The following is an 18,338-nucleotide window of genomic DNA, read 5'->3' on the forward strand; positions in this document are numbered from 1 at the left end:
CGTGACAGATTGGCAAAAACAGGTAAAACGACGGGTAGCCAACGAAAGAGGAGCCGACATGGCCGATGTCAATCGGGGCAACCGCCCGCTCTCGCCACATATTATGATTTATCGCCCCCAGATGACGTCCACGTCCTCGATCATGGTTCGTTTGACCGGCATCGGGGTGTTCGCCGTCGCAATTCTGGTCGTTTGGTGGCTACTGGCCGCTTCGACTTCGGAAAGTGCGTTTGCGGGAATCGACGGATTTCTGCGCAGCTGGTTCGGTGACCTCATCCTGACGGCTGCGACCTGGGGGCTGTGGTACCACACGCTAGGCCGTCTGCGGCACGTCATCTGGGATTTCGGCTATTGTCTTGACATAGAGACCGCCGAGAAACTGGGGCTGGGTATGTTCGTTGGTGCGACCGTCCTGACCCTGACCACCGTACTTGTGGTTTAAGGAGACGGCACATGCGATATCTGACTGACCGCAAGCGCGCGCAGGGTCTGGGCGCAGGCAAGTCCGGCACACTCACCCATTGGCGGACCATGGTTCGGGCGATGATCCTGACCGTATTGGTCCCGATCTTCATCTTCACTTTCGGCGCTGGCATTGGCGGAACCCACGAAGAGGTGGTGGCTTATTTCAGTCGTCCGTTCCCGGCACTTGTCATGGCGCTCACGCTGATCGTGGGGCTGCTGCAACTGATGTACGAGGCGCAGGAAGCGATCGAGGACTATGTGCACGGCGTCATGGAGAAAGTCTCTCTCGCTGCAATGTGGGCCCTGGGCTACACGCTGATGGCTGCCGGGCTGTTTGCCCTGGTCAAGCTGGCCCTGTGATGATGCGCGGTAAGGAACAAGAACAATGACAGCAGCATATGAATATGAAACCCACGAATACGACGTCGTCGTCGTAGGCGCAGGTGGTGCGGGTCTGCGGGCGACACTGGGCATGGCAGAGCAAGGTCTGCGCACGGCTTGTGTCACCAAGGTTTTCCCGACCCGTTCGCACACGGTTGCGGCGCAGGGCGGCATCGCCGCCTCACTGTCCAACATGGGTCCGGACCACTGGCAGTGGCACATGTACGACACCGTCAAGGGGTCGGACTGGTTGGGTGATACCGACGCGATGGAATACCTCGCGCGTGAGGCACCTAAGGCCGTGTATGAGTTGGAGCACTATGGTGTTCCGTTCAGCCGGACCGAAGAAGGCAAAATCTACCAGCGTCCTTTTGGTGGGCACACCACCGAATTTGGCGAAGGCCCTGCTGTTCAGCGGACTTGTGCTGCCGCGGACCGGACCGGTCACGCGATCCTGCACACTCTGTACGGCCAATCGCTGAAGAATAACGCCGAATTCTACATTGAGTACTTCGCCATCGACCTGATCATGTCCGAAGATGGGCAGTGTCAGGGCGTTGTCTGCTGGAAGCTGGACGACGGCACGATGCACGTCTTCAACGCCAAGATGGTGGTGCTGGCGACCGGTGGTTACGGTCGCGCCTATTTCAGCGCAACTTCGGCGCACACCTGTACCGGTGACGGCGGCGGCATGGTGGCCCGCGCGGGTCTGGCGCTGCAGGACATGGAATTCGTTCAGTTCCACCCGACCGGTATCTACGGTTCGGGTTGCCTGATCACCGAAGGTGCTCGGGGTGAGGGCGGATACCTGACCAACTCGGAAGGCGAGCGGTTCATGGAGCGGTACGCGCCCCAGTACAAAGACCTGGCTCCGCGCGACTATGTCTCTCGTTCGATGACCATGGAAATCCGCGAAGGTCGCGGCCATGGCGAGAATGGTGATCATATCCACCTGAACCTCAGCCACCTGCCTGCCGAAGCGCTGGCCGAACGTCTGCCGGGTATCTCAGAGTCTGCGCGCGTTTTTGCGGGTGTCGACGTCACCAAGGAACCGATTCCGGTTCTGCCGACCGTGCACTATAACATGGGCGGTATCCCGACCAACTATTGGGGTGAGGTGCTGAACCCAAATGCTGATAACCCGACCGGTGTTGTGCCGGGTCTGATGGCTGTGGGTGAAGCGGGTTGTGCCTCGGTCCACGGTGCGAACCGTCTGGGTTCGAACTCGCTGATCGACCTTGTGGTGTTTGGCCGTGCGGCTGCGATCCGGGCGGGTGAGGTTGTTGACGCGAAAGCTCCGAACCCGGTTCTGAACCAAGCGTCAGTCGATAAAGCGTTTGACCGGTTTGATGCGGTGCGCAACGCCAGCGGCGCAATTCCGACCGCCGATCTGCGGCTTGAGATGCAGCGCACCATGCAGGAAGACGCGGCCGTATTCCGGACCGCCAAGACCATGGCGGAAGGTGTCGAGAAGATGACGGTTATCGCCGCCAAGATGGACGACCTGAAGGTTACTGACCGCTCACTGGTCTGGAACAGTGACCTGATGGAGTCTCTGGAACTGACCAACCTGATGCCAAGTGCTTTGGCCACCATCGTCGGTGCCGAGGCGCGTAAGGAGTCTCGCGGCGCGCACGCGCATGAGGACTTCACCGAGCGTGATGACGAAAACTGGCGCGTCCACACGGTCAGCCGTGTTGAGGGCAACAAGGTCGACCTCAGCTATCGCCCGGTCATCGTTGACCCGCTGACCACCGAAGACGAAGGCGGCATCAGCCTCAAGAAAATCGCGCCCAAGGCGCGGACGTTCTAAGGAGAGGAACAAATGGTACAACTGACCCTCCCCAAGAATTCGCGCATCACGACGGGCAAAACCTGGCCCAAGCCGGAAAGCGCGACCAATGTTCGGAAATTCCAGATTTATCGCTGGAACCCGGAAGACGGGAAAAACCCACAGCTCGACACCTATTTCGTCGACATGGACAGCTGCGGCCCGATGGTTCTGGACGCGCTGATCAAGATCAAGAACGAGATTGATCCGACCCTGACCTTCCGTCGGTCGTGCCGCGAGGGCATCTGTGGTTCCTGCGCGATGAATATTGACGGGATCAACACGCTGGCCTGTATCTATGGCATGGATGAGATCAAGGGCGACGTGAAGATCTATCCGCTGCCGCATATGCCGGTGGTCAAGGACCTGATCCCTGACCTGACGCATTTCTACGCCCAGCATGCATCCATCATGCCATGGCTGGAAACCAAGACCAATCGCCCCGCGAAAGAGTGGAAGCAGTCGATCGAAGACCGCAAGAAACTGGACGGTCTGTATGAATGTGTGATGTGCGCCAGCTGCTCGACCTCATGTCCGAGCTACTGGTGGAATGGCGACCGTTATCTTGGGCCCGCCGCTTTGCTGCACGCCTATCGCTGGATCATCGACAGCCGCGATGAAGCCACGGGTGAGCGTCTGGATGAGCTGGAAGATCCGTTCAAGCTGTATCGTTGCCACACAATCATGAACTGCGCCAAGACCTGCCCGAAAGGTCTGAACCCAGCCAAGGCGATTGCCGAGATCAAAAAGATGATGATCGAACGCGGCGTTTAAGCGACGCATAAGAAACAGCACTTGCCGCATTGCGGCAAGTGCATGGCGAGATTGCAAAACTATGCAATGCAAGCCGCCCTGGTCAGGTCTATCCTGCCTGCAGGGAGGAGTGATGAAACCGAAACGGGATCGCTCCGATGCAACAACAAAAAGCAGAAATCACCAAAGCAGCCGAAGCTCTGGCTTTGTTGGAACAGGCCTGGGCCTATTACACACCAGAAACGGTGCATGTTTCCGAAGAGCAGCACGAACCTGAGTTGTTCGAATACGCAAACGCCGCCTGACGCTTGAATTTACGCAGAGATTGGGCAATGCATAGACATGCCCATTCTGTTGCTTTTACTTGCCGCTGGTGTGTTAGCCTATTTCGTCTGGCGGTCGCGGACGTCTTCATTGACGCGAGATTGCCGATGGCGACAACATCGTAAGGAAGGTGTCTGGATTTGCGCATATTGCGGGGCGCGACAAGAGGGGGCGAACTCTCCGACAACCTGTCTGCAAGACAAGCAGTAAAACAACAGGGCGTTGTCACGCCCTGTTTTTGTTTAAGCGTCGTCCGGAAAAGCCGCCTGCAGAGCGATTTCGACCATATCGCCAAAGCTGCTTTCGCGTTCTGACGAGGGCAGAGCTTCGCCTGTCAGCAGGTGATCGGACACGGTCAGAACGGCCAGAGCCCGACAGTTGTGCCGCGCGGCGAGGATGTATAGCTCGGCGGCCTCCATCTCGACCCCCAGAATGCCGTGTCGCACCATCTGCTCGTTCAAATCGGGGCGTTCGTCGTAGAAGACGTCCGATGAATAAATCCCGCCGACATGAGTCGGTGTGCCTTTGGCTTCGGCGGCCTTGGCCGCTGCTTGCAGCAGGCCCCAATCGGCACAGGGAGCAAAGTTCAGCTCTTTTAGGATGCCGCGTGATGGCGTGCTGAGGGTGGTCGACGTCATAGCCAGAATCACGTCGCGGATCTTAACGCTGTCCTGCATTCCGCCGCAGGACCCGATGCGGATCAGGGTTTTAGCGCCATAATCGCGGATCAACTCGTTGGCATAAATCGATAGCGACGGCATGCCCATGCCGCTGCCCTGGATGGTGACCGGGTTCCCTTTCCAGGATCCGGTATAACCCAGCATACCGCGCACGTTATTGACCAGTTTTGCATCCTGCAAAAAAGTCTCTGCCGTCCATTTCGCCCGATACGGATCGCCCGGCATTAAAACGGTTTCTGCGATTTCACCTTTTTCAGCGCCGATATGAATTGTCATTCCCGACCCAATTCCCTCAGATTTCCAAATCCGAGATATCGGCACCGGCTTTCAAAGCGTCGTGAACCCATTGTGGTTTACGCCCGCGGCCCGACCAGGTTTGTTCCGGGTTTTCCGGGTTTTTGTACTTTGCGCTTGATTTTGGACCCTTAGCCGATTTGGTCCCATCAGTTGAAAGTTCAGAAAGTGAAAACCCAAATTCTGCGGCGGCTTTTTCTGCGGCTTTCAAAGCTTCTTTGCGTTCGCGTTTTTCGGCACTTTTAAGTGCAATTTCCACCTGATCACGTAGTTCCAACAGTTCTTTACGCGACATATTCTCAAGGCTGATCGCCATTTCTTTCTCCATTCCGAAAAACACCAACAGTGGGCGTAATAGCCCATTGTAAGTCCAATGTCGGTAAATAACTATCCCTTACCAAAAGGCAATAGAAACGGAGATAACAAAGAAATTACGGGCGTTATTCAGCCGCAATGTTCTTTGGGTCCACCAGTGTAACGATATCGCCCATGATTGCATTCAGCTCAAAATTCTTGGGCGTATAGATTTTGGAAACACCCATTGCTTTAAGTTTGGCCGCATCGTCATCGGGAATGATCCCTCCGACGATCACGGGAACATCGTCCAAACCGGCTTCGCGCAGGCGGGTCATGACATCCTGCACCAGCGGGATATGGCTGCCAGACAGGATCGACAGGCCGATCACGTGGGCCTTGTCTTCGATCGCGGCTGCAATGATTTCCTCGGGCGTCAGGCGGATGCCCTCATAGCTGATATCCATGCCGCAATCGCGGGCGCGGAAGGCAATCTGTTCGGCACCGTTGGAGTGACCGTCCAGACCCGGTTTGCCGACCAGGAACTTCAGGCGGCGGCCCAGATTGTCGCTGACGGCATCCACGGCCGCACGCAGGTCGTCGAGGCCTTCGGTCTTGTTCGACACCGATCCCGAAACACCGGTCGGGCCGCGATAGGTACCGTAGATCTTGCGCATTTCCTCGGCCCATTCGCCGGTGGTGACGCCCGCCTTGGCGGCAGCAATCGACGGCTCCATGACGTTGGCACCGGTCTTGGCTGCTTCGCGCAGGGCGGCCAGAGCCGCCGTGACGGCTGCGTCGTCACGCTCGGACCGCCATTCGTTCAACCGGGCGATCTGTTCCTGTTCCACCGCCGGGTCAACGACCATGATACCGCCGTCCTCGGTTTGCAGCGGCGAGGGCTCCCCCTCGGTCCATTTGTTCACGCCGACAACAACGGTTTCATTACGTTCGATCCGGTTCAGACGTTCCGCATTCGAATCGACCAGACGCGACTTCATGTACTCGATCGAGGCAACCGCGCCGCCCATCGAATCCAGGTTTGCAAGCTCGGCCCGAGCACCCTCTTTCAATTCCTCGACTTTGGCGTCCACGGCGGGGTTGCCGTCGAACAGATCGCCATATTCCAGAAGGTCGGTTTCATAGGCCAGAATCTGTTGCATCCGCATCGACCATTGCTGATCCCACGGGCGGGGCAGGCCAAGCGCTTCGTTCCACGCAGGCAATTGCACCGCACGGGCACGGGCCTTTTTCGACAGAGTCACAGCCAACATCTCGATCAGTATGCGGTAGACGTTGTTTTCAGGCTGTTGTTCAGTCAGGCCCAGCGAGTTCACCTGTACCCCATAGCGGAAACGGCGGAACTTGGGGTCTTCGACGCCGTAGCGATCTTTCAGAATTTCATCCCAAAGATCGACAAAGGCGCGCATTTTGCACATTTCGGTAACAAAACGAATACCGGCATTCACGAAGAACGAAATTCGCCCACAGAGCGCTGGGAAGTCTTCGGCCGGGACGCGGGGTCGCAATTCGTCCAACACGGCAATGGCGGTAGCCAGCGCATAGGCCAGCTCCTGCTCGGGTGTCGCACCAGCCTCTTGCAAGTGATAGGAACACACGTTCATCGGGTTCCATTTCGGCACGTTGGTGTAGCAATACTCGGCCACATCCGCGATCATCTTCAGCGACGGTTTTGGCGGACAAACGTAAGTACCGCGGCTGAGGTATTCTTTGATCAGGTCGTTCTGCACGGTGCCCTGCAGCTTGGACACGTCCGCGCCCTGTTCTTCGGCAACGGCGATATACAGCGCCAACAGCCACGGTGCAGTCGCGTTGATCGTCATCGAGGTGTTCATCTGCTCCAGTGGAATCTGGTCGAAAAGAACCCGCATGTCGCCCAGATGGCTGATCGGCACGCCCACCTTGCCGACCTCACCCCGCGCCAGCGTATGGTCGCTGTCATACCCGGTCTGAGTCGGCAGATCGAAGGCCACCGACAGACCCGTCTGACCCTTGGCCAGGTTGCCGCGATACAGCGCGTTTGACGCCTTGGCTGTGGAATGACCGGCATAGGTTCGGATGAGCCAGGGGCGATCTTTCTGCGTCTGCGTCATAGCGGGACCTCGTGCTTTGCGTGGGCAAGAAAATTACGTTCAAGCGTTCTAAAGCGCAATTTTCGGGATATGTCAATTCGCTGCGTCGCGGCATATATGGTTCTTCAGATTGTAGGTACCACGGTTTGGTGGCAGGGTGCGCGCATGACTCAGACCGTGGAACTTCCGCTTTGGCTGTTTTTGCTGATCCTGGTGTTTGCCGCGGTCACGCTGGCGTCGCATTTTCTGTTCCCATCGGTGCGCTGGTTTTTCCGCCGCCGCCTTGAGCGCGCGGTTAAACGTCTGAACACACGGCTGCAGCGGCCCATCCAACCGTTCAAGCTGGCGCGGCGGCACGACATGATTCAGCGGCTGATCTATGACCCTCAGGTTGGGCAGGCCGTTCAGAATTTTGCGCGCGAGGAACGGGTGCCCGAAGCCGTGGCCTTTGAAACCGCCCGTCGCTATGCGCGCGAGATTGTCCCGTCCTTTTCAGCCGTGGCGTATTTCAGCGTCGCCATTCGTCTGACCCGAATGCTGAGTAATGCGTTCTATAACGTGCGGCTCAGCTATATGGATGAAAAGGCCGTCGCGGATATCGACCCCGATGCCACTGTCGTATTCGTCATGAATCACCGCAGCAACATGGACTATGTGCTGGTCACCTATCTGGCGGCGCAGCAATCGGCCCTGTCCTATGCGGTGGGTGAATGGGCGCGGGTCTGGCCACTCAGCCGCCTGATCAGGGCGATGGGTGCTTATTTTATTCGCCGTAAATCGGGCAGTGAGTTGTATCGACAGGTTCTGGCCTGCTACGTGCGCCACGCGACCGAGGCGGGGGTAACGCAGGCGATATTCCCCGAAGGGGGCCTCAGCCTGACCGGTGCGCTGGGGCGGCCCAAGCTTGGCCTGCTGAAATACATCATAGACGCAAGCGATCCCAAGGGGCGCGATGTGGTCTTTGTGCCCGTTGCCCTGAATTATGACCGGGTGCTTGAGGATACCATCCTAACCAAGGCCGCGCTGGGCAATGAACGCCGGTTTCGCGCCCGCATTGGGGTGATCACATGGTGGATCCTCAAACAGATCGGACGACGGCTGGTTGGGCGCTATCAGCGATTTGGCGTGGCCTCGGTGCGGTATGGGCGACCTGTTTCTCTGCGGACGTTCAGGGCGGATCACGAAGCCAACTTGATGACGGATCTGGCCCGCGATTTGATGACAGGCATCAGGGCGGCAATTCCACTGGTTCCGGGGCCTGCTGCGTGCTGGCTGGTGCGTGAGAAGGGTGAAATCTCTGAAGAAGACGTCGTGCAGTTGATCGATCAACTTTTGCGACGCAACGGAACAACTGCGCCGTTGGAGCGCACAGCAATCGAGGCGAGTATCCAACAATTGGTCGATCGGTGTATCCTGAAACGCGAGAACGGGAAAATATCCGCGTCAGGTCAAAGGGTTGACCTGTTGGACTATTATGCGGCCTCGGCGCCATTGGACGCAAAAACGGGTATTTCTGCGCCCGCAAAAGAAATTTCTGCGCCCGCTGGGTCATAAAATTACAAAATACGCTCAAAATATGTTGCAATATTTCTCTGCGGCCAATATCTCATCGTTTAGAGCCCGCGATTCTGCATCGCGGCAAGGGTTTTGAATATAAAGGAGGCCAACATGGCTCTGGACACCGACAGCGGTATCGCATCTTACGACGCGCCGGAAAAAGACCTCTATGAGATGGGTGAAATCCCTCCAATGGGGTTTGTGCCCAAGAAAATGTACGCATGGGCGATCCGTAAGGAACGCCACGGCGAGCCGGACACCGCGATGGTGCAGGAAGTAGTGGACGTCCCCGAACTGGACAGCCACGAGGTTCTGGTTCTGGTGATGGCAGCGGGCGTGAACTACAACGGCGTCTGGGCGTCGCTGGGCAAGCCGATCTCGCCATTTGACGGCCACAAGGCGCCCTATCACATCGCCGGTTCGGATGCGTCGGGCATCGTCTGGGCGGTGGGGTCGAAAGTGACCCGCTGGAAAGTCGGTGATGAGGTTGTCATCCACTGCAACCAGGACGATGGCGACGACGAGCACTGCAATGGTGGCGACCCGATGTATTCGGACAGCCAGCGGATTTGGGGCTATGAGACGCCGGACGGATCGTTCGCGCAGTTCACTAACGTTCAGGCGCAGCAGCTGATGCCGCGTCCCAAGCACCTGACCTGGGAGGAAAGCGCCTGCTACACGCTGACGCTGGCAACTGCTTACCGGATGCTGTTCGGACATGAGCCGCACGACCTGAAGCCGGGTCAGAACGTTCTGGTCTGGGGTGCATCGGGCGGTCTGGGTTCTTATGCGATCCAGCTGATCAACACTGCAGGCGCAAACGCGATCGGTGTGATCTCGGACGAAAGCAAGCGTGACTTCGTCATGGGGCTGGGCGCCAAGGGCGTTCTGAACCGCAAGGATTTCAACTGCTGGGGTCAGTTGCCCACAGTGAACACTCCGGAATATGCCGAGTGGTTCAAAGAGGCCCGCAAATTCGGCAAGGCCATCTGGGACATCACCGGCAAGGGCGTGAACGTAGACATGGTGTTCGAACACCCGGGCGAAAGCACCTTCCCGGTTTCGACCTTCGTCGTGAAAAAGGGCGGCATGGTCGTGATCTGCGCCGGCACCACCGGTTATAACCTGACCTTCGACGTGCGCTACATGTGGATGCACCAGAAGCGCCTGCAGGGTTCGCACTTTGCGCACCTTAAACAGGCCGCCGCCGCCAACCAGCTGATGGTCGAGCGTCGTCTGGACCCCTGCATGTCGGAAGTGTTCTCGTGGAACGAACTGCCCGAGGCGCACATGAAGATGATGCGCAACGAACATAAGCCGGGCAACATGTCGGTCCTGGTTCAGGCGCCGCAAACCGGTATGCGCACTCTGGAAGAGGTTCTGGACGCCCGCGGTTGAATCGCAGGTAAATAAATCTTTGGCGCCCGCGCATCGGTTTATCGGTTCGCGGGCGCTGTTTTTTGGTGAATAGATTTTTTATTTTCAGTATCTTAACGGCGTTAACCCCGCTTTTTTGGGGGAGTAGAAATCAGTGAATAGGCTAAAAAACACCCTACATGTTATGGTTGTGTTAACCCTTCGTTAACCGTTTCGGAGAGACTCTAATGGCGCAGAATGAGTGGATACTGGACGTGTTGTCGGACCTCAACGCCTTCGCCGTTGAGAACGGTTTGATCGCGCTTGCCGAACAGTTGGATGACACCAAGCTGATCGCCGCAGCCGAGATCGCGTCCATGAAGGCTGAGGTACGGACGCTCGCGGATGGGAACAAAACTCGATATGAGCCAGGTCCTGGAGGACTTGGAAAACACCAGCACGCTTGACGAACTCAGCGATGTCGCCGTCCGGCTGCGCGACAGACTGAAAGTCGAACATCTAATCTACCATTGGGTCGATGGCGCCGGGGATCAATACGGCTATACGACCTATTCCGATGCCTGGGCCGAGCGGTACCAGGAGAAAAACTATCACAGGATCGATCCAGTCATACTGGGCTGTTTTCAGCGGTTTCATCCGGTTGATTGGAAAACGTTGGATTGGTCAGGCAAGGTGGCGAAAGCCTTCTTGCAGGATGCGCAAAACCATGGAGTCGGCAATCAGGGATACTCGATCCCGATCCGCGGGCCGAAGGGGCAATTTGCCTTGTTTACTTTGAACCATTCCTGCGATGATGAAACCTGGCAAAGGTTCATCGAACGCTACGGTCGCGAATTGATCCTGATCGCACACTATTTCAATCGTAAGGCGCTGGAATTTGAACGTGACCGCCAACCTGACTCATCCCGTGGCCTGTCGCCGCGCGAGGTGGATGCGATGACCCTGCTTGCGCTGGGCTACAGCCGGGCGCAGGTTGCTCATTCGCTGTCCATTTCCGAGCATACGCTGCGGGTCTATATCGAAAGCGCTCGTGCCAAACTTGGCGCGCAGAACACGACCCACGCTATCGCCATGGCGCTCAGCCGGGGATTAATAGTGGTTTAACGGGCGCGCGCCCTCAGAACCGGAAATTAACCATGACTTCGTACCCCCTTTGTTCCTGCACAGGACGACAAGGGGAAAAAAGTCATGTTGCGCTATTTGTTTGCCGACGAGCTGCACAAGTATCCGGATCTGGCCAAGGGCATGTTTATTGACCGTGCCGATCAGTTCAAAACCCGGCTGGGCTGGGACGTACACGTCAACGAAAGAGGGGAAGAGCGGGATCAGTACGATGACCTGAACCCATTATATGTCATATGGGAAGAAGAGGATGGCAGCCACGGTGGTTCAATGCGTGTGCTGCCGACCACTGGCCCCGTTATGGTAAATGAAGTGTTCGGGCACTTGACTGGTGGAAAACCGATTTGCAACCCCATGATTTGGGAGGTGACCCGGTTTTGCCTTTCTCGCACAGCCAGTCCGCATACAGCGGGGGCGATCATGCTCAGCGGTGGAGAAATAATGGAGGGATTCGGGCTGACCCACATCGCCGGTGTCTTCGATGCGCGCATGATTCGAATCTACCGCCTGATCGGGTCTTCGCCGGTTGTTCTCGGCTCTGAAGGGAAGGGGCGCGATCAGATTTCGGTGGGGCTGTGGCCCTATTCGGCTGAGGATTGCAACCGTGTGGCCGAACGTGCGGGCATCCCGCGCGAGTTGTCCCGGCTGTGGTTTAAAACGGCTTTCGGGACCGCCAGACAGCATAGGTTCGCCCTGTCAGCCTGACCGGAGGAAATCTCCAATCCCTCTCTGGTGATAGCTGGCGCGGCCCTGTAGGGTCGCGCCATGTCTATGCCCCCCGTGACCTTTTCCGAAGATCAGGCCGCCGCCTATGACAGCATCGCCGAGATGCTGAGATCAGCTGGCGTCGACCTGGAAGATGACGCTCTTCTGAAATTGCCGGGCGCGGGAAAATCAGGCGTCATGGCGGTGATCGGTAAGGCGGGGTCGGGTAAGACGTTGCTGTTGGCAGAGCTATACAAAGCATTGGCCGAAACCGGTGTGCAAATCGTGTCGGGGGATTTCGAAAGCCGCAAGGCGAAGGAAAAGCGCAGCCTTGCGATCCTTGCCCCAACGAACAAAGCTGCCAGCGTATTGCGTTTGCGCGGTGTTCCGGCGACGACGATTCATCGTATCCTCTACACCCCGGTCTATGACCCAGAATATGAACGCATTGCCGAATGGCTGGCGGGCAATGACGATCGTCCCGAGATCGAAGGCCTCACCGACGAGGCGCTGGATCGCGCGGCTGCTTTTTATGAGAACAACAAATCCATTCCCGGTGCGCTGGCCGCCGCCGGGTTGCGCGGCTCGGATTTCATCACCGGCTGGAAGCGTCGGGATGAGCCACTGGATATAGGGTTCGTCGATGAAGCCTCAATGCTGGACGACCGGCAGTTCGAGGACCTGCAGGAGATATTCCCAACCCTTCTGCTGTTCGGCGATCCGGCCCAGCTGGCCCCGGTCAATCAATCCGGCAGTATGGTGTTTGAAGCTCTGCCGGAACCGCGCAAACAAATTTTGCACCGGGTACACCGGCAAGATGCGGACAATCCAATTTTGGACCTCGCGCACGCGCTGGCTGACCCGCAGATGGGGTTCGAGGATTTCGAACGGCTGATTGAGCAAACCGCCCGGCAGGATGACCGGGTGATCTGGGGCCAGCGAGTCGAGGTTGATCTGATGGCGCGCAGCCCGGTTCTGGTTTGGCGCAACGCAACACGCATCCGTTTGATTCAGGCCTTCCGGCATGTCCACGGCGCGCCGGATACTGAATTGCTGGAAGGCGAGCCGCTGATCTGCGACGGGATCGAACTGCCGCTGAAACACCGCAAGAAGCGGCTGGACCTTGAGGCGCGCGGACTGATCAAGGGCGCTCAGGTGATCTATCTAGGTCCCGGGCGCAAGCCGGGGTTTTCCCGCCTGCATGTGACGGGGGCAGAAGACCCGCAAGTCAGCGCCGCCTCTATCGTCAAGATTGAGATGCCCGACGAAGAGGAACCATTCATCCCCTATGCAGCGCGGATGGGGGCAACTTTCTTGCATGGCGCGGCGGTGACCATCCACAAGGCGCAGGGCTCGCAATGGGACACGGTACAGGTCTTTGCACCGGACGTCTACGCCGCTGCCCGCATGGGTCGGACCGAGGCTGGGCAACCGTTGTGGAAGCGTTTGGCCTATGTGGCCATCACCCGCGCGCAAGAGCGTCTGATCTGGGTCGTTCGCAACCGGTTGGCAAAACCTACCTATCCGTTGCGTGTAGATGACCTGCGCGCTGTTCCGGCAGCATCGCTGACATTGGAGGCGGAAGAGACATGAGCACCATCATTGTAACGGGCGCAAGTTCGGGCATCGGGCGGGCCACGGCGGAACTGTTCCTGGCTGAGGGCTGGACGGTTGGTTTGCTGGCCCGCAGTGCGGATAAACTGCACGAGATGGCTTCGGGCCACGACACTGCCATCCCTCTGGTCGCGGATGTGACCGACCCGGATGCTGTTCAGGCTGCGTTCCAAATTTTTCAGGACAAGGCCGACCGTCTGGACGTGCTGTTCAACAATGCTGGTATCTTTGCGCCCGGAGGCACGATTGACGAGATCGCGCTGGAGGACTGGTACCAAAGCGTCAACGTCAACCTGAACGGAATGTTCCTGAGCGCGCGCGAGGCGTTTCGGATCATGCGACACCAGTCACCGCAAGGCGGGCGTATCATCAACAACGGCTCGATTGCCGCGTATGTGCCACGTCCGAACTCGGTGCATTATTCGGCGACAAAACATGCGATCACCGGCCTGACCCGCAGCCTGTCTCTGGACGGGCGGGACTTTGGGATCGCATGTGGTCAAATCGATATTGGCAATGCACGCACGCAGATGGTGCAGGGTCTGGTGGATGCGGCCGTTGAAGCCGGGCAGCAACCCGACCCGACCATGGCTGTCGAGGACGCTGCACGTTCGGTGCTGCATATGGCTAACCTGCCGCCCGAGGCCAATGTGCAGTTCATGACCGTAATGGCCACGACGATGCCCTATATAGGCCGCGGGTAGGCGTCAGTTTTCACGAAGCAACCGGAATGCTGTCGATGCGCCCCAACCGGCCGCAATGGCGATGACCAGCGACATTAGCCCGTACCAGACCGGCTGCTGGCGCGACATGTTATAGAGGAATCGCTCCAACCCCACCTTGCGCACGTCGATTGTAGTCTCGAACTGCGAGATGACCTGCTTGCCGCGGGTCAGGAAGATACGGGCCTTGTAATCGCCTTCGGTCAGGTCGGCGGGCATTGCGATCGAGGTTCGGAACAGCGTCTGTTCATCCACCGCCACGGTGTTTTCGCGGATCGAATATAAACCCTCATCCTCGCGGATGCGCACTACGGCATCTGCAAAGGATTGCGCCCCACGGATATGCATCGCCGCCCCGACCGAGCGGATAGCCCGTTCAATCGAGATGCGATAACGCAGGTCCTCGGTGTCCGAGAGGATATCGTCCAGCGGCCCACTGGTGGCAACCGCGTAAAAGCTGGGCGCGAGGTCGACCAGAACGCTGTCGGTATTGACCCAAATCCCCAGTTTGCGAGCCTTGCGCCGGACCATCACCGGGCTGGATGGCCCGGCCACGGCCACGATCACCTCAAGCGGTGGGCCGGGCGGAATGGGTGTTTCCCGTTTGACGGCCCCAAAGATCAGTATTTCTGAGCCATCAAAGGTCGCGGTGATGGCAACGCGATCCTGGCTGAGACCCAGCACAACCTGCTCGTCCACCGCAAGGGCGGGGGTGCAGCACAGGATCAGCAGGGCAATCAGGCGTTTCAGCATGATCAGTGGCCCCCTTCGCTGCCGAGGGAGTAGAGCTCGGACGGTTCGATCAGCAGGTCCAGCGCCAGCTTGCCGCAGACCACCAGAACCAGAGCGGCCAGAAGCACCCGCAATTGCTCGGCCGGCATGCGCGCGCCGATTACCGTGCCGATCTGTGCGCCTACGACACCCCCGACCAGCAGCAGAACCGCCAGAACGATATCGACCGTATAGTTCGTGGTGGCGTGCAGCATGGTGGTAAAGGCCGTCACGAAGATGATCTGGAACAGCGAGGTGCCAACCACGACCTTGGTAGGCATCCCCAGCAAATAGATCATCGCCGGCACCATGATAAAGCCACCGCCGACCCCCATGATCGCTGACAGCACGCCGACGCACAGCCCGACCATCATTGGCGGAATGACCGAGATATAGAGGCCAGAGGTGCGAAAGCGCATCTTGAACGGCATGGCGTGAACCCAGCCGCGCTGACGTCTTTTTGCAGGGGCTCCGCCGCCTTTTTTGGCCTTGCGTAGCGCCCGCAGGCTTTCGATGAACATCAGGCTGCCGACGACGCCAAGGAAGACGACGTAACACAGCGTCACCAGCAGATCGACCTGGCCCAGGCTTTTGAGATAGTTGAACACCACCACGCCAAGGGCCGCGCCCATTAACCCTCCGGTTAACAGGACCGTGCCCATCCTGAGGTCCACCGTCTTTCGTCGGAAATGCGCCAACACGCCGGAAAAGGACGAAGCGACGATTTGGTTGGCTTCGGTCGCGACGGCGACGGCGGGGGGGATGCCGATGAAGAACAGCAGTGGCGTCATCAGGAAGCCGCCGCCAACGCCGAACATGCCGGATAGGATACCGACCATCCCGCCCAGCCCCAAAAGCAGAAAGGCATTGACGGAGACTTCGGCGATAGGAAGGTAAATCTGCATATGGAATTACCGGATGAGAACGGCCGCGCCACTTTGGGTGACCCGGATTGTCTCAAACCATTTGGGTGAGGCGTTGATGTGGCGCGCTGGAGACAATCCCATCGGCCGCATGGCGAATATCGGACGCTTGGGCAAATACCCGAAAACCCGATTTGGCTGAAGAAAACGAGGGCACCCAGAAGGTGGACGCTCTTGTGTTTCCGGCACCCTTGTTTGGGAAGATCCGATGTCGGCTATCACAGGAAACACACTCATACCCCTTTAGAGCGGTTGCCGCATGCAAAATCAACTCTGCATGCGGCACTGCGGCGAACTGGACCGACAGGAGTCCAAAACTGGACCTGTCAGCGCTCTTTCACATAGGGCTCGCCCCCGGCGCGCGGCGGCACCGCTTTGCCAACGAACCCGGCCAGAATGACTACGGTCAGGATATAGGGCAGGGCGTCCATCACCTGTACCGGAATGACCACGCCACCCAGGTCGATATTCTGGAACCGCAGTGCAATCGCCTGCAACAGACCGAACAGGAGACAGGCCCACATCGCATGCCATGGCCGCCATTTCGCAAAGATCAGCGCGGCCAGCGCGATGAATCCGCGCCCGGCGGTCATTTCTTTCACGAAACCGGCCTGCAGGGCTGTGGCCAGGTACGCCCCGGCAATCCCGCACAGCACACCGCAGATGGCGACTGCGGCAAAGCGCAGGCCGACGACCGAAACACCGGCTGTATCCACGGCGGCCGGGTTTTCACCCACAGCGCGCAGACGCAGGCCGAACCGAGTGCGAAACAGAATCCACCACGTCAACGGCACCATCAGAAAGGCGACATAGACCAGTATCGAATGACCCGATAGCAGTTCGGAATAGACGAGATGCACGACATTTGCATCCGACATCAGGTCGGAAACGGAACGCCCGGTCAGTTCTGCATCTGCGGGACCAATCGCATAAGGGAATTCGGCGGATTCAAAGCGACCACCGCCAAACAAGGACGGAGTACGCCCCCCCTGTTTGAACCAGCTTTGCGCGATCAGTACCGTCAGGCCCGAGGCCAGAAAGTTGATGGCAACGCCTGAAATCAGCTGGTTGCCACGGAAGGTAATCGATGCCACACCGTGCACCGCAGACAGGATCAGTGATGCCCCGATCCCGGCCAGCAGTCCTAGCCAGACCGATCCGGTCACAGCGGCCACCGCAGCCGAGAAAAACGCCGACATCAGCATCTTGCCTTCAAGACCAATGTCGAAAATGCCGGCGCGTTCAGAATACAGCCCCGCGAGACAGGCCAGCAACAGCGGGGTGGCCAGACGGATCGTCGAGTCGAGGATCTGGATGAGGGTAACAAAGAACTCCATCACTCCGCCCCCTTCCGCAGACTCAGGAACAGTTTTTCAAGCGGCATGCGCACCATGTTGTCCAAGGCTCCTGTGAACAGGATGACCAGCGCCTGAATGACAACGATCAACTCACGCGGGATCGAAGTCCAAAGCGCCAGTTCGGCACCGCCCTGATAAAGGAACCCGAACAGTAACGCGGCAAGGAAAACGCCAAACGGGTGTGACCGACCCATCAGCGCCACAGCGATGCCTATGAATCCCGCGCCTTCGGTCGAGTTCAGAACCAGCCGTTCCGCCTCACCCATCACGTTGTTGATCGCCATCAGACCAGCCAGCGCGCCCGAAATCAGCATCGCCACGATGGTGATACGCACCGGCGAAATCCCGGCATAGACGGCGCCGGTTTCCGAGTGGCCGTACGCGCGGATTTCATAGCCCAGTCGGGTGCGCCAGATCAGCGCCCAGACCACGACGCAGGCCAAGATAGCGACAAAGAACGAGATATTCGCGGGCGCACCCCGGAATACAGCGTTCTCAGCGGTCGAGAACATCGACTGGAAGGTCGGCAGGTGCACCGCTTCGGGGAAACGCGCTGTCGCCGGGTCTTGTGACCCCTGCGGGCGCATTACATTGACCAGCATGTAGTTCAGGAAGGCGGCGGCGATGAAGTTGAACATGATCGTGGTGATCACGATATGGCTGCCGCGTTTGGCCTGCAGATAGGCCGGAATCGCCGCCCAAGCCGCACCGAACAGGGCCGCAGCGCAACCGGCGCCCAGCAACGCGATACTCCAGTGCGGCCAGGGGATGTAGAGGCAGACCATGGCAACACCCAGTCCGCCCAGCATCGCCTGACCTTCACCACCGATGTTGAACAGCCGGGCGTGGAAGGCCACAGCCACCGCCAGCCCAGTGAACATGAAATTGGTCGCGTAATAGAGCGTATAGCCCCAGCCATAGGTCGATCCCAGCGCGCCGGTGACCATCAGGTTCACCGCCTCAACCGGGTTTTCACCGATGGCGAGGATCACCAGTGCCGATAGGATTGTGGCCAGTATCAGGCTGATCAGAGGGATCAGAACGACATCGGCCCATTTGGGCATTTTATCCATG

Annotated in this window: 20 protein-coding genes; 13 read left to right on the plus strand and 7 right to left on the minus strand. The window is 58.3% G+C overall.

Going from position 1 to position 18,338, the window contains the following annotated elements; genetic code table 11:
- The first annotated feature begins 58 nt into the window (after window positions 1-58).
- The 5 genes from sdhC (at window position 59) to ACR0ER_RS08645 (ending at window position 3,735) form a co-directional block, all read left to right on the plus strand.
- On the plus strand, window positions 59-442 hold the full coding sequence (sdhC, locus tag ACR0ER_RS08625) for a succinate dehydrogenase, cytochrome b556 subunit (protein WP_480768560.1): 384 nt from the start codon (window positions 59-61) through the stop codon (window positions 440-442).
- Between the two features lie 11 nt (window positions 443-453).
- Window positions 454-825: a succinate dehydrogenase, hydrophobic membrane anchor protein gene (locus ACR0ER_RS08630; protein WP_480768561.1), complete on the plus strand. Its 372-nt coding sequence runs from the start codon at window positions 454-456 to the stop codon at window positions 823-825.
- Window positions 826-850: 25 nt separating this feature from the next.
- Window positions 851-2,659 (plus strand): succinate dehydrogenase flavoprotein subunit, encoded by a 1,809-nt coding sequence (gene sdhA, locus ACR0ER_RS08635; RefSeq protein ID WP_480768562.1) that lies wholly within the window; start codon window positions 851-853, stop codon window positions 2,657-2,659.
- A 12-nt stretch (window positions 2,660-2,671) separates the two neighbouring features.
- The gene (locus ACR0ER_RS08640) at window positions 2,672-3,451 is read left to right on the plus strand and encodes a succinate dehydrogenase iron-sulfur subunit (RefSeq protein WP_480768563.1); all 780 of its coding nucleotides are present in this window, start codon (window positions 2,672-2,674) and stop codon (window positions 3,449-3,451) included.
- A gap of 137 nt (window positions 3,452-3,588) precedes the next feature.
- Window positions 3,589-3,735, plus strand: coding sequence for a hypothetical protein (locus tag ACR0ER_RS08645; RefSeq protein WP_480768564.1), 147 nt, complete (start codon window positions 3,589-3,591; stop codon window positions 3,733-3,735).
- Window positions 3,736-3,996: 261 nt separating this feature from the next.
- On the opposite strand, the gene deoD is transcribed toward ACR0ER_RS08645, so the two are convergent.
- The 3 genes from deoD to ACR0ER_RS08660 all read right to left on the minus strand — a co-directional run bounded on the left by deoD (window position 3,997) and on the right by ACR0ER_RS08660 (window position 7,136).
- Complete coding sequence (gene deoD, locus ACR0ER_RS08650; RefSeq protein WP_480768565.1) at window positions 3,997-4,710, minus strand: purine-nucleoside phosphorylase; 714 nt, start codon at window positions 4,708-4,710, stop codon at window positions 3,997-3,999.
- A gap of 16 nt (window positions 4,711-4,726) precedes the next feature.
- On the minus strand, window positions 4,727-5,044 hold the full coding sequence (locus ACR0ER_RS08655) for an H-NS histone family protein (RefSeq protein ID WP_170333381.1): 318 nt from the start codon (window positions 5,042-5,044) through the stop codon (window positions 4,727-4,729).
- A 124-nt stretch (window positions 5,045-5,168) separates the two neighbouring features.
- Complete coding sequence (locus tag ACR0ER_RS08660) at window positions 5,169-7,136, minus strand: methylmalonyl-CoA mutase family protein (protein ID WP_480768566.1); 1,968 nt, start codon at window positions 7,134-7,136, stop codon at window positions 5,169-5,171.
- A 144-nt stretch (window positions 7,137-7,280) separates the two neighbouring features.
- Between ACR0ER_RS08660 and ACR0ER_RS08665 the strand changes: the two genes are divergently transcribed.
- From ACR0ER_RS08665 to ACR0ER_RS08695, 7 genes are all read left to right on the plus strand, one after another.
- Window positions 7,281-8,669: a 1-acyl-sn-glycerol-3-phosphate acyltransferase gene (locus ACR0ER_RS08665; protein ID WP_480768567.1), complete on the plus strand. Its 1,389-nt coding sequence runs from the start codon at window positions 7,281-7,283 to the stop codon at window positions 8,667-8,669.
- 114 nt (window positions 8,670-8,783) lie between these two features.
- Window positions 8,784-10,070 carry a crotonyl-CoA carboxylase/reductase gene (ccrA, locus tag ACR0ER_RS08670; protein ID WP_170333386.1) on the plus strand — a complete coding sequence of 429 codons (1,287 nt, stop codon included), beginning with the start codon at window positions 8,784-8,786 and terminating at the stop codon, window positions 10,068-10,070.
- Between the two features lie 206 nt (window positions 10,071-10,276).
- Window positions 10,277-10,495, plus strand: a complete 219-nt coding sequence (locus ACR0ER_RS08675; protein ID WP_480768568.1) for a hypothetical protein — start codon at window positions 10,277-10,279, stop codon at window positions 10,493-10,495.
- Complete coding sequence (locus ACR0ER_RS08680; RefSeq protein WP_480768569.1) at window positions 10,434-11,153, plus strand: helix-turn-helix transcriptional regulator; 720 nt, start codon at window positions 10,434-10,436, stop codon at window positions 11,151-11,153. The genes ACR0ER_RS08675 and ACR0ER_RS08680 overlap by 62 nt, the downstream gene beginning before the upstream one ends.
- 84 nt (window positions 11,154-11,237) lie before the next feature.
- On the plus strand, window positions 11,238-11,876 hold the full coding sequence (locus ACR0ER_RS08685) for an acyl-homoserine-lactone synthase (RefSeq protein ID WP_480768570.1): 639 nt from the start codon (window positions 11,238-11,240) through the stop codon (window positions 11,874-11,876).
- 60 nt (window positions 11,877-11,936) lie between these two features.
- On the plus strand, window positions 11,937-13,469 hold the full coding sequence (locus ACR0ER_RS08690; RefSeq protein ID WP_480768571.1) for an ATP-dependent DNA helicase: 1,533 nt from the start codon (window positions 11,937-11,939) through the stop codon (window positions 13,467-13,469).
- The gene (locus ACR0ER_RS08695; protein ID WP_480768572.1) at window positions 13,466-14,194 is read left to right on the plus strand and encodes an SDR family oxidoreductase; all 729 of its coding nucleotides are present in this window, start codon (window positions 13,466-13,468) and stop codon (window positions 14,192-14,194) included. Before ACR0ER_RS08690 ends, ACR0ER_RS08695 begins: the two co-directional genes overlap by 4 nt.
- 3 nt (window positions 14,195-14,197) lie before the next feature.
- On the opposite strand, the gene ACR0ER_RS08700 is transcribed toward ACR0ER_RS08695, so the two are convergent.
- Both ACR0ER_RS08700 and ACR0ER_RS08705 read right to left on the minus strand, forming a co-directional pair.
- On the minus strand, window positions 14,198-14,965 hold the full coding sequence (locus tag ACR0ER_RS08700; protein ID WP_170333396.1) for a TIGR02186 family protein: 768 nt from the start codon (window positions 14,963-14,965) through the stop codon (window positions 14,198-14,200).
- Window positions 14,966-14,967: 2 nt separating this feature from the next.
- Window positions 14,968-15,888, minus strand: a complete 921-nt coding sequence (locus ACR0ER_RS08705; protein ID WP_170333398.1) for a sulfite exporter TauE/SafE family protein — start codon at window positions 15,886-15,888, stop codon at window positions 14,968-14,970.
- A gap of 13 nt (window positions 15,889-15,901) precedes the next feature.
- On the opposite strand from ACR0ER_RS08705, the gene ACR0ER_RS08710 reads away from it, so the two are divergent.
- Window positions 15,902-16,048 (plus strand): hypothetical protein, encoded by a 147-nt coding sequence (locus ACR0ER_RS08710; RefSeq protein ID WP_480768573.1) that lies wholly within the window; start codon window positions 15,902-15,904, stop codon window positions 16,046-16,048.
- A 184-nt stretch (window positions 16,049-16,232) separates the two neighbouring features.
- On the opposite strand, the gene ACR0ER_RS08715 is transcribed toward ACR0ER_RS08710, so the two are convergent.
- Window positions 16,233-17,243: an ABC transporter permease gene (locus ACR0ER_RS08715; protein ID WP_480768574.1), complete on the minus strand. Its 1,011-nt coding sequence runs from the start codon at window positions 17,241-17,243 to the stop codon at window positions 16,233-16,235.
- Window positions 17,243-18,337 (minus strand): ABC transporter permease, encoded by a 1,095-nt coding sequence (locus ACR0ER_RS08720; RefSeq protein WP_480768575.1) that lies wholly within the window; start codon window positions 18,335-18,337, stop codon window positions 17,243-17,245. Before ACR0ER_RS08720 ends, ACR0ER_RS08715 begins: the two co-directional genes overlap by 1 nt.
- Window position 18,338: the final 1 nt, after the last annotated feature.

It is taken from the genome of Ruegeria sp. CH8, from assembly GCF_056536985.1.

What these genes read in the sequence shown, in the direction of transcription:
- ACR0ER_RS08710 (WP_480768573.1), top strand. Translation starts at nt 15,902, where the DNA reads ATGAGAACGGCCGCGCCACTTTGGGTGACCCGGATTGTCTCAAACCAT.
- ACR0ER_RS08640 (WP_480768563.1), top strand. Translation starts at nt 2,672, where the DNA reads ATGGTACAACTGACCCTCCCCAAGAATTCGCGCATCACGACGGGCAAA.
- ACR0ER_RS08630 (WP_480768561.1), top strand. Translation starts at nt 454, where the DNA reads ATGCGATATCTGACTGACCGCAAGCGCGCGCAGGGTCTGGGCGCAGGC.
- ACR0ER_RS08680 (WP_480768569.1), top strand. Translation starts at nt 10,434, where the DNA reads ATGGGAACAAAACTCGATATGAGCCAGGTCCTGGAGGACTTGGAAAAC.
- ACR0ER_RS08665 (WP_480768567.1), top strand. Translation starts at nt 7,281, where the DNA reads ATGACTCAGACCGTGGAACTTCCGCTTTGGCTGTTTTTGCTGATCCTG.
- ACR0ER_RS08690 (WP_480768571.1), top strand. Translation starts at nt 11,937, where the DNA reads ATGTCTATGCCCCCCGTGACCTTTTCCGAAGATCAGGCCGCCGCCTAT.
- ACR0ER_RS08705 (WP_170333398.1), bottom strand. Translation starts at nt 15,888, where the DNA reads ATGCAGATTTACCTTCCTATCGCCGAAGTCTCCGTCAATGCCTTTCTG.
- ACR0ER_RS08655 (WP_170333381.1), bottom strand. Translation starts at nt 5,044, where the DNA reads ATGGCGATCAGCCTTGAGAATATGTCGCGTAAAGAACTGTTGGAACTA.
- sdhA (WP_480768562.1), top strand. Translation starts at nt 851, where the DNA reads ATGACAGCAGCATATGAATATGAAACCCACGAATACGACGTCGTCGTC.
- ACR0ER_RS08675 (WP_480768568.1), top strand. Translation starts at nt 10,277, where the DNA reads ATGGCGCAGAATGAGTGGATACTGGACGTGTTGTCGGACCTCAACGCC.
- sdhC (WP_480768560.1), top strand. Translation starts at nt 59, where the DNA reads ATGGCCGATGTCAATCGGGGCAACCGCCCGCTCTCGCCACATATTATG.
- ACR0ER_RS08720 (WP_480768575.1), bottom strand. Translation starts at nt 18,337, where the DNA reads ATGGATAAAATGCCCAAATGGGCCGATGTCGTTCTGATCCCTCTGATC.
- ACR0ER_RS08715 (WP_480768574.1), bottom strand. Translation starts at nt 17,243, where the DNA reads ATGGAGTTCTTTGTTACCCTCATCCAGATCCTCGACTCGACGATCCGT.
- ACR0ER_RS08685 (WP_480768570.1), top strand. Translation starts at nt 11,238, where the DNA reads ATGTTGCGCTATTTGTTTGCCGACGAGCTGCACAAGTATCCGGATCTG.
- ccrA (WP_170333386.1), top strand. Translation starts at nt 8,784, where the DNA reads ATGGCTCTGGACACCGACAGCGGTATCGCATCTTACGACGCGCCGGAA.
- ACR0ER_RS08695 (WP_480768572.1), top strand. Translation starts at nt 13,466, where the DNA reads ATGAGCACCATCATTGTAACGGGCGCAAGTTCGGGCATCGGGCGGGCC.
- ACR0ER_RS08700 (WP_170333396.1), bottom strand. Translation starts at nt 14,965, where the DNA reads ATGCTGAAACGCCTGATTGCCCTGCTGATCCTGTGCTGCACCCCCGCC.
- ACR0ER_RS08645 (WP_480768564.1), top strand. Translation starts at nt 3,589, where the DNA reads ATGCAACAACAAAAAGCAGAAATCACCAAAGCAGCCGAAGCTCTGGCT.
- ACR0ER_RS08660 (WP_480768566.1), bottom strand. Translation starts at nt 7,136, where the DNA reads ATGACGCAGACGCAGAAAGATCGCCCCTGGCTCATCCGAACCTATGCC.
- deoD (WP_480768565.1), bottom strand. Translation starts at nt 4,710, where the DNA reads ATGACAATTCATATCGGCGCTGAAAAAGGTGAAATCGCAGAAACCGTT.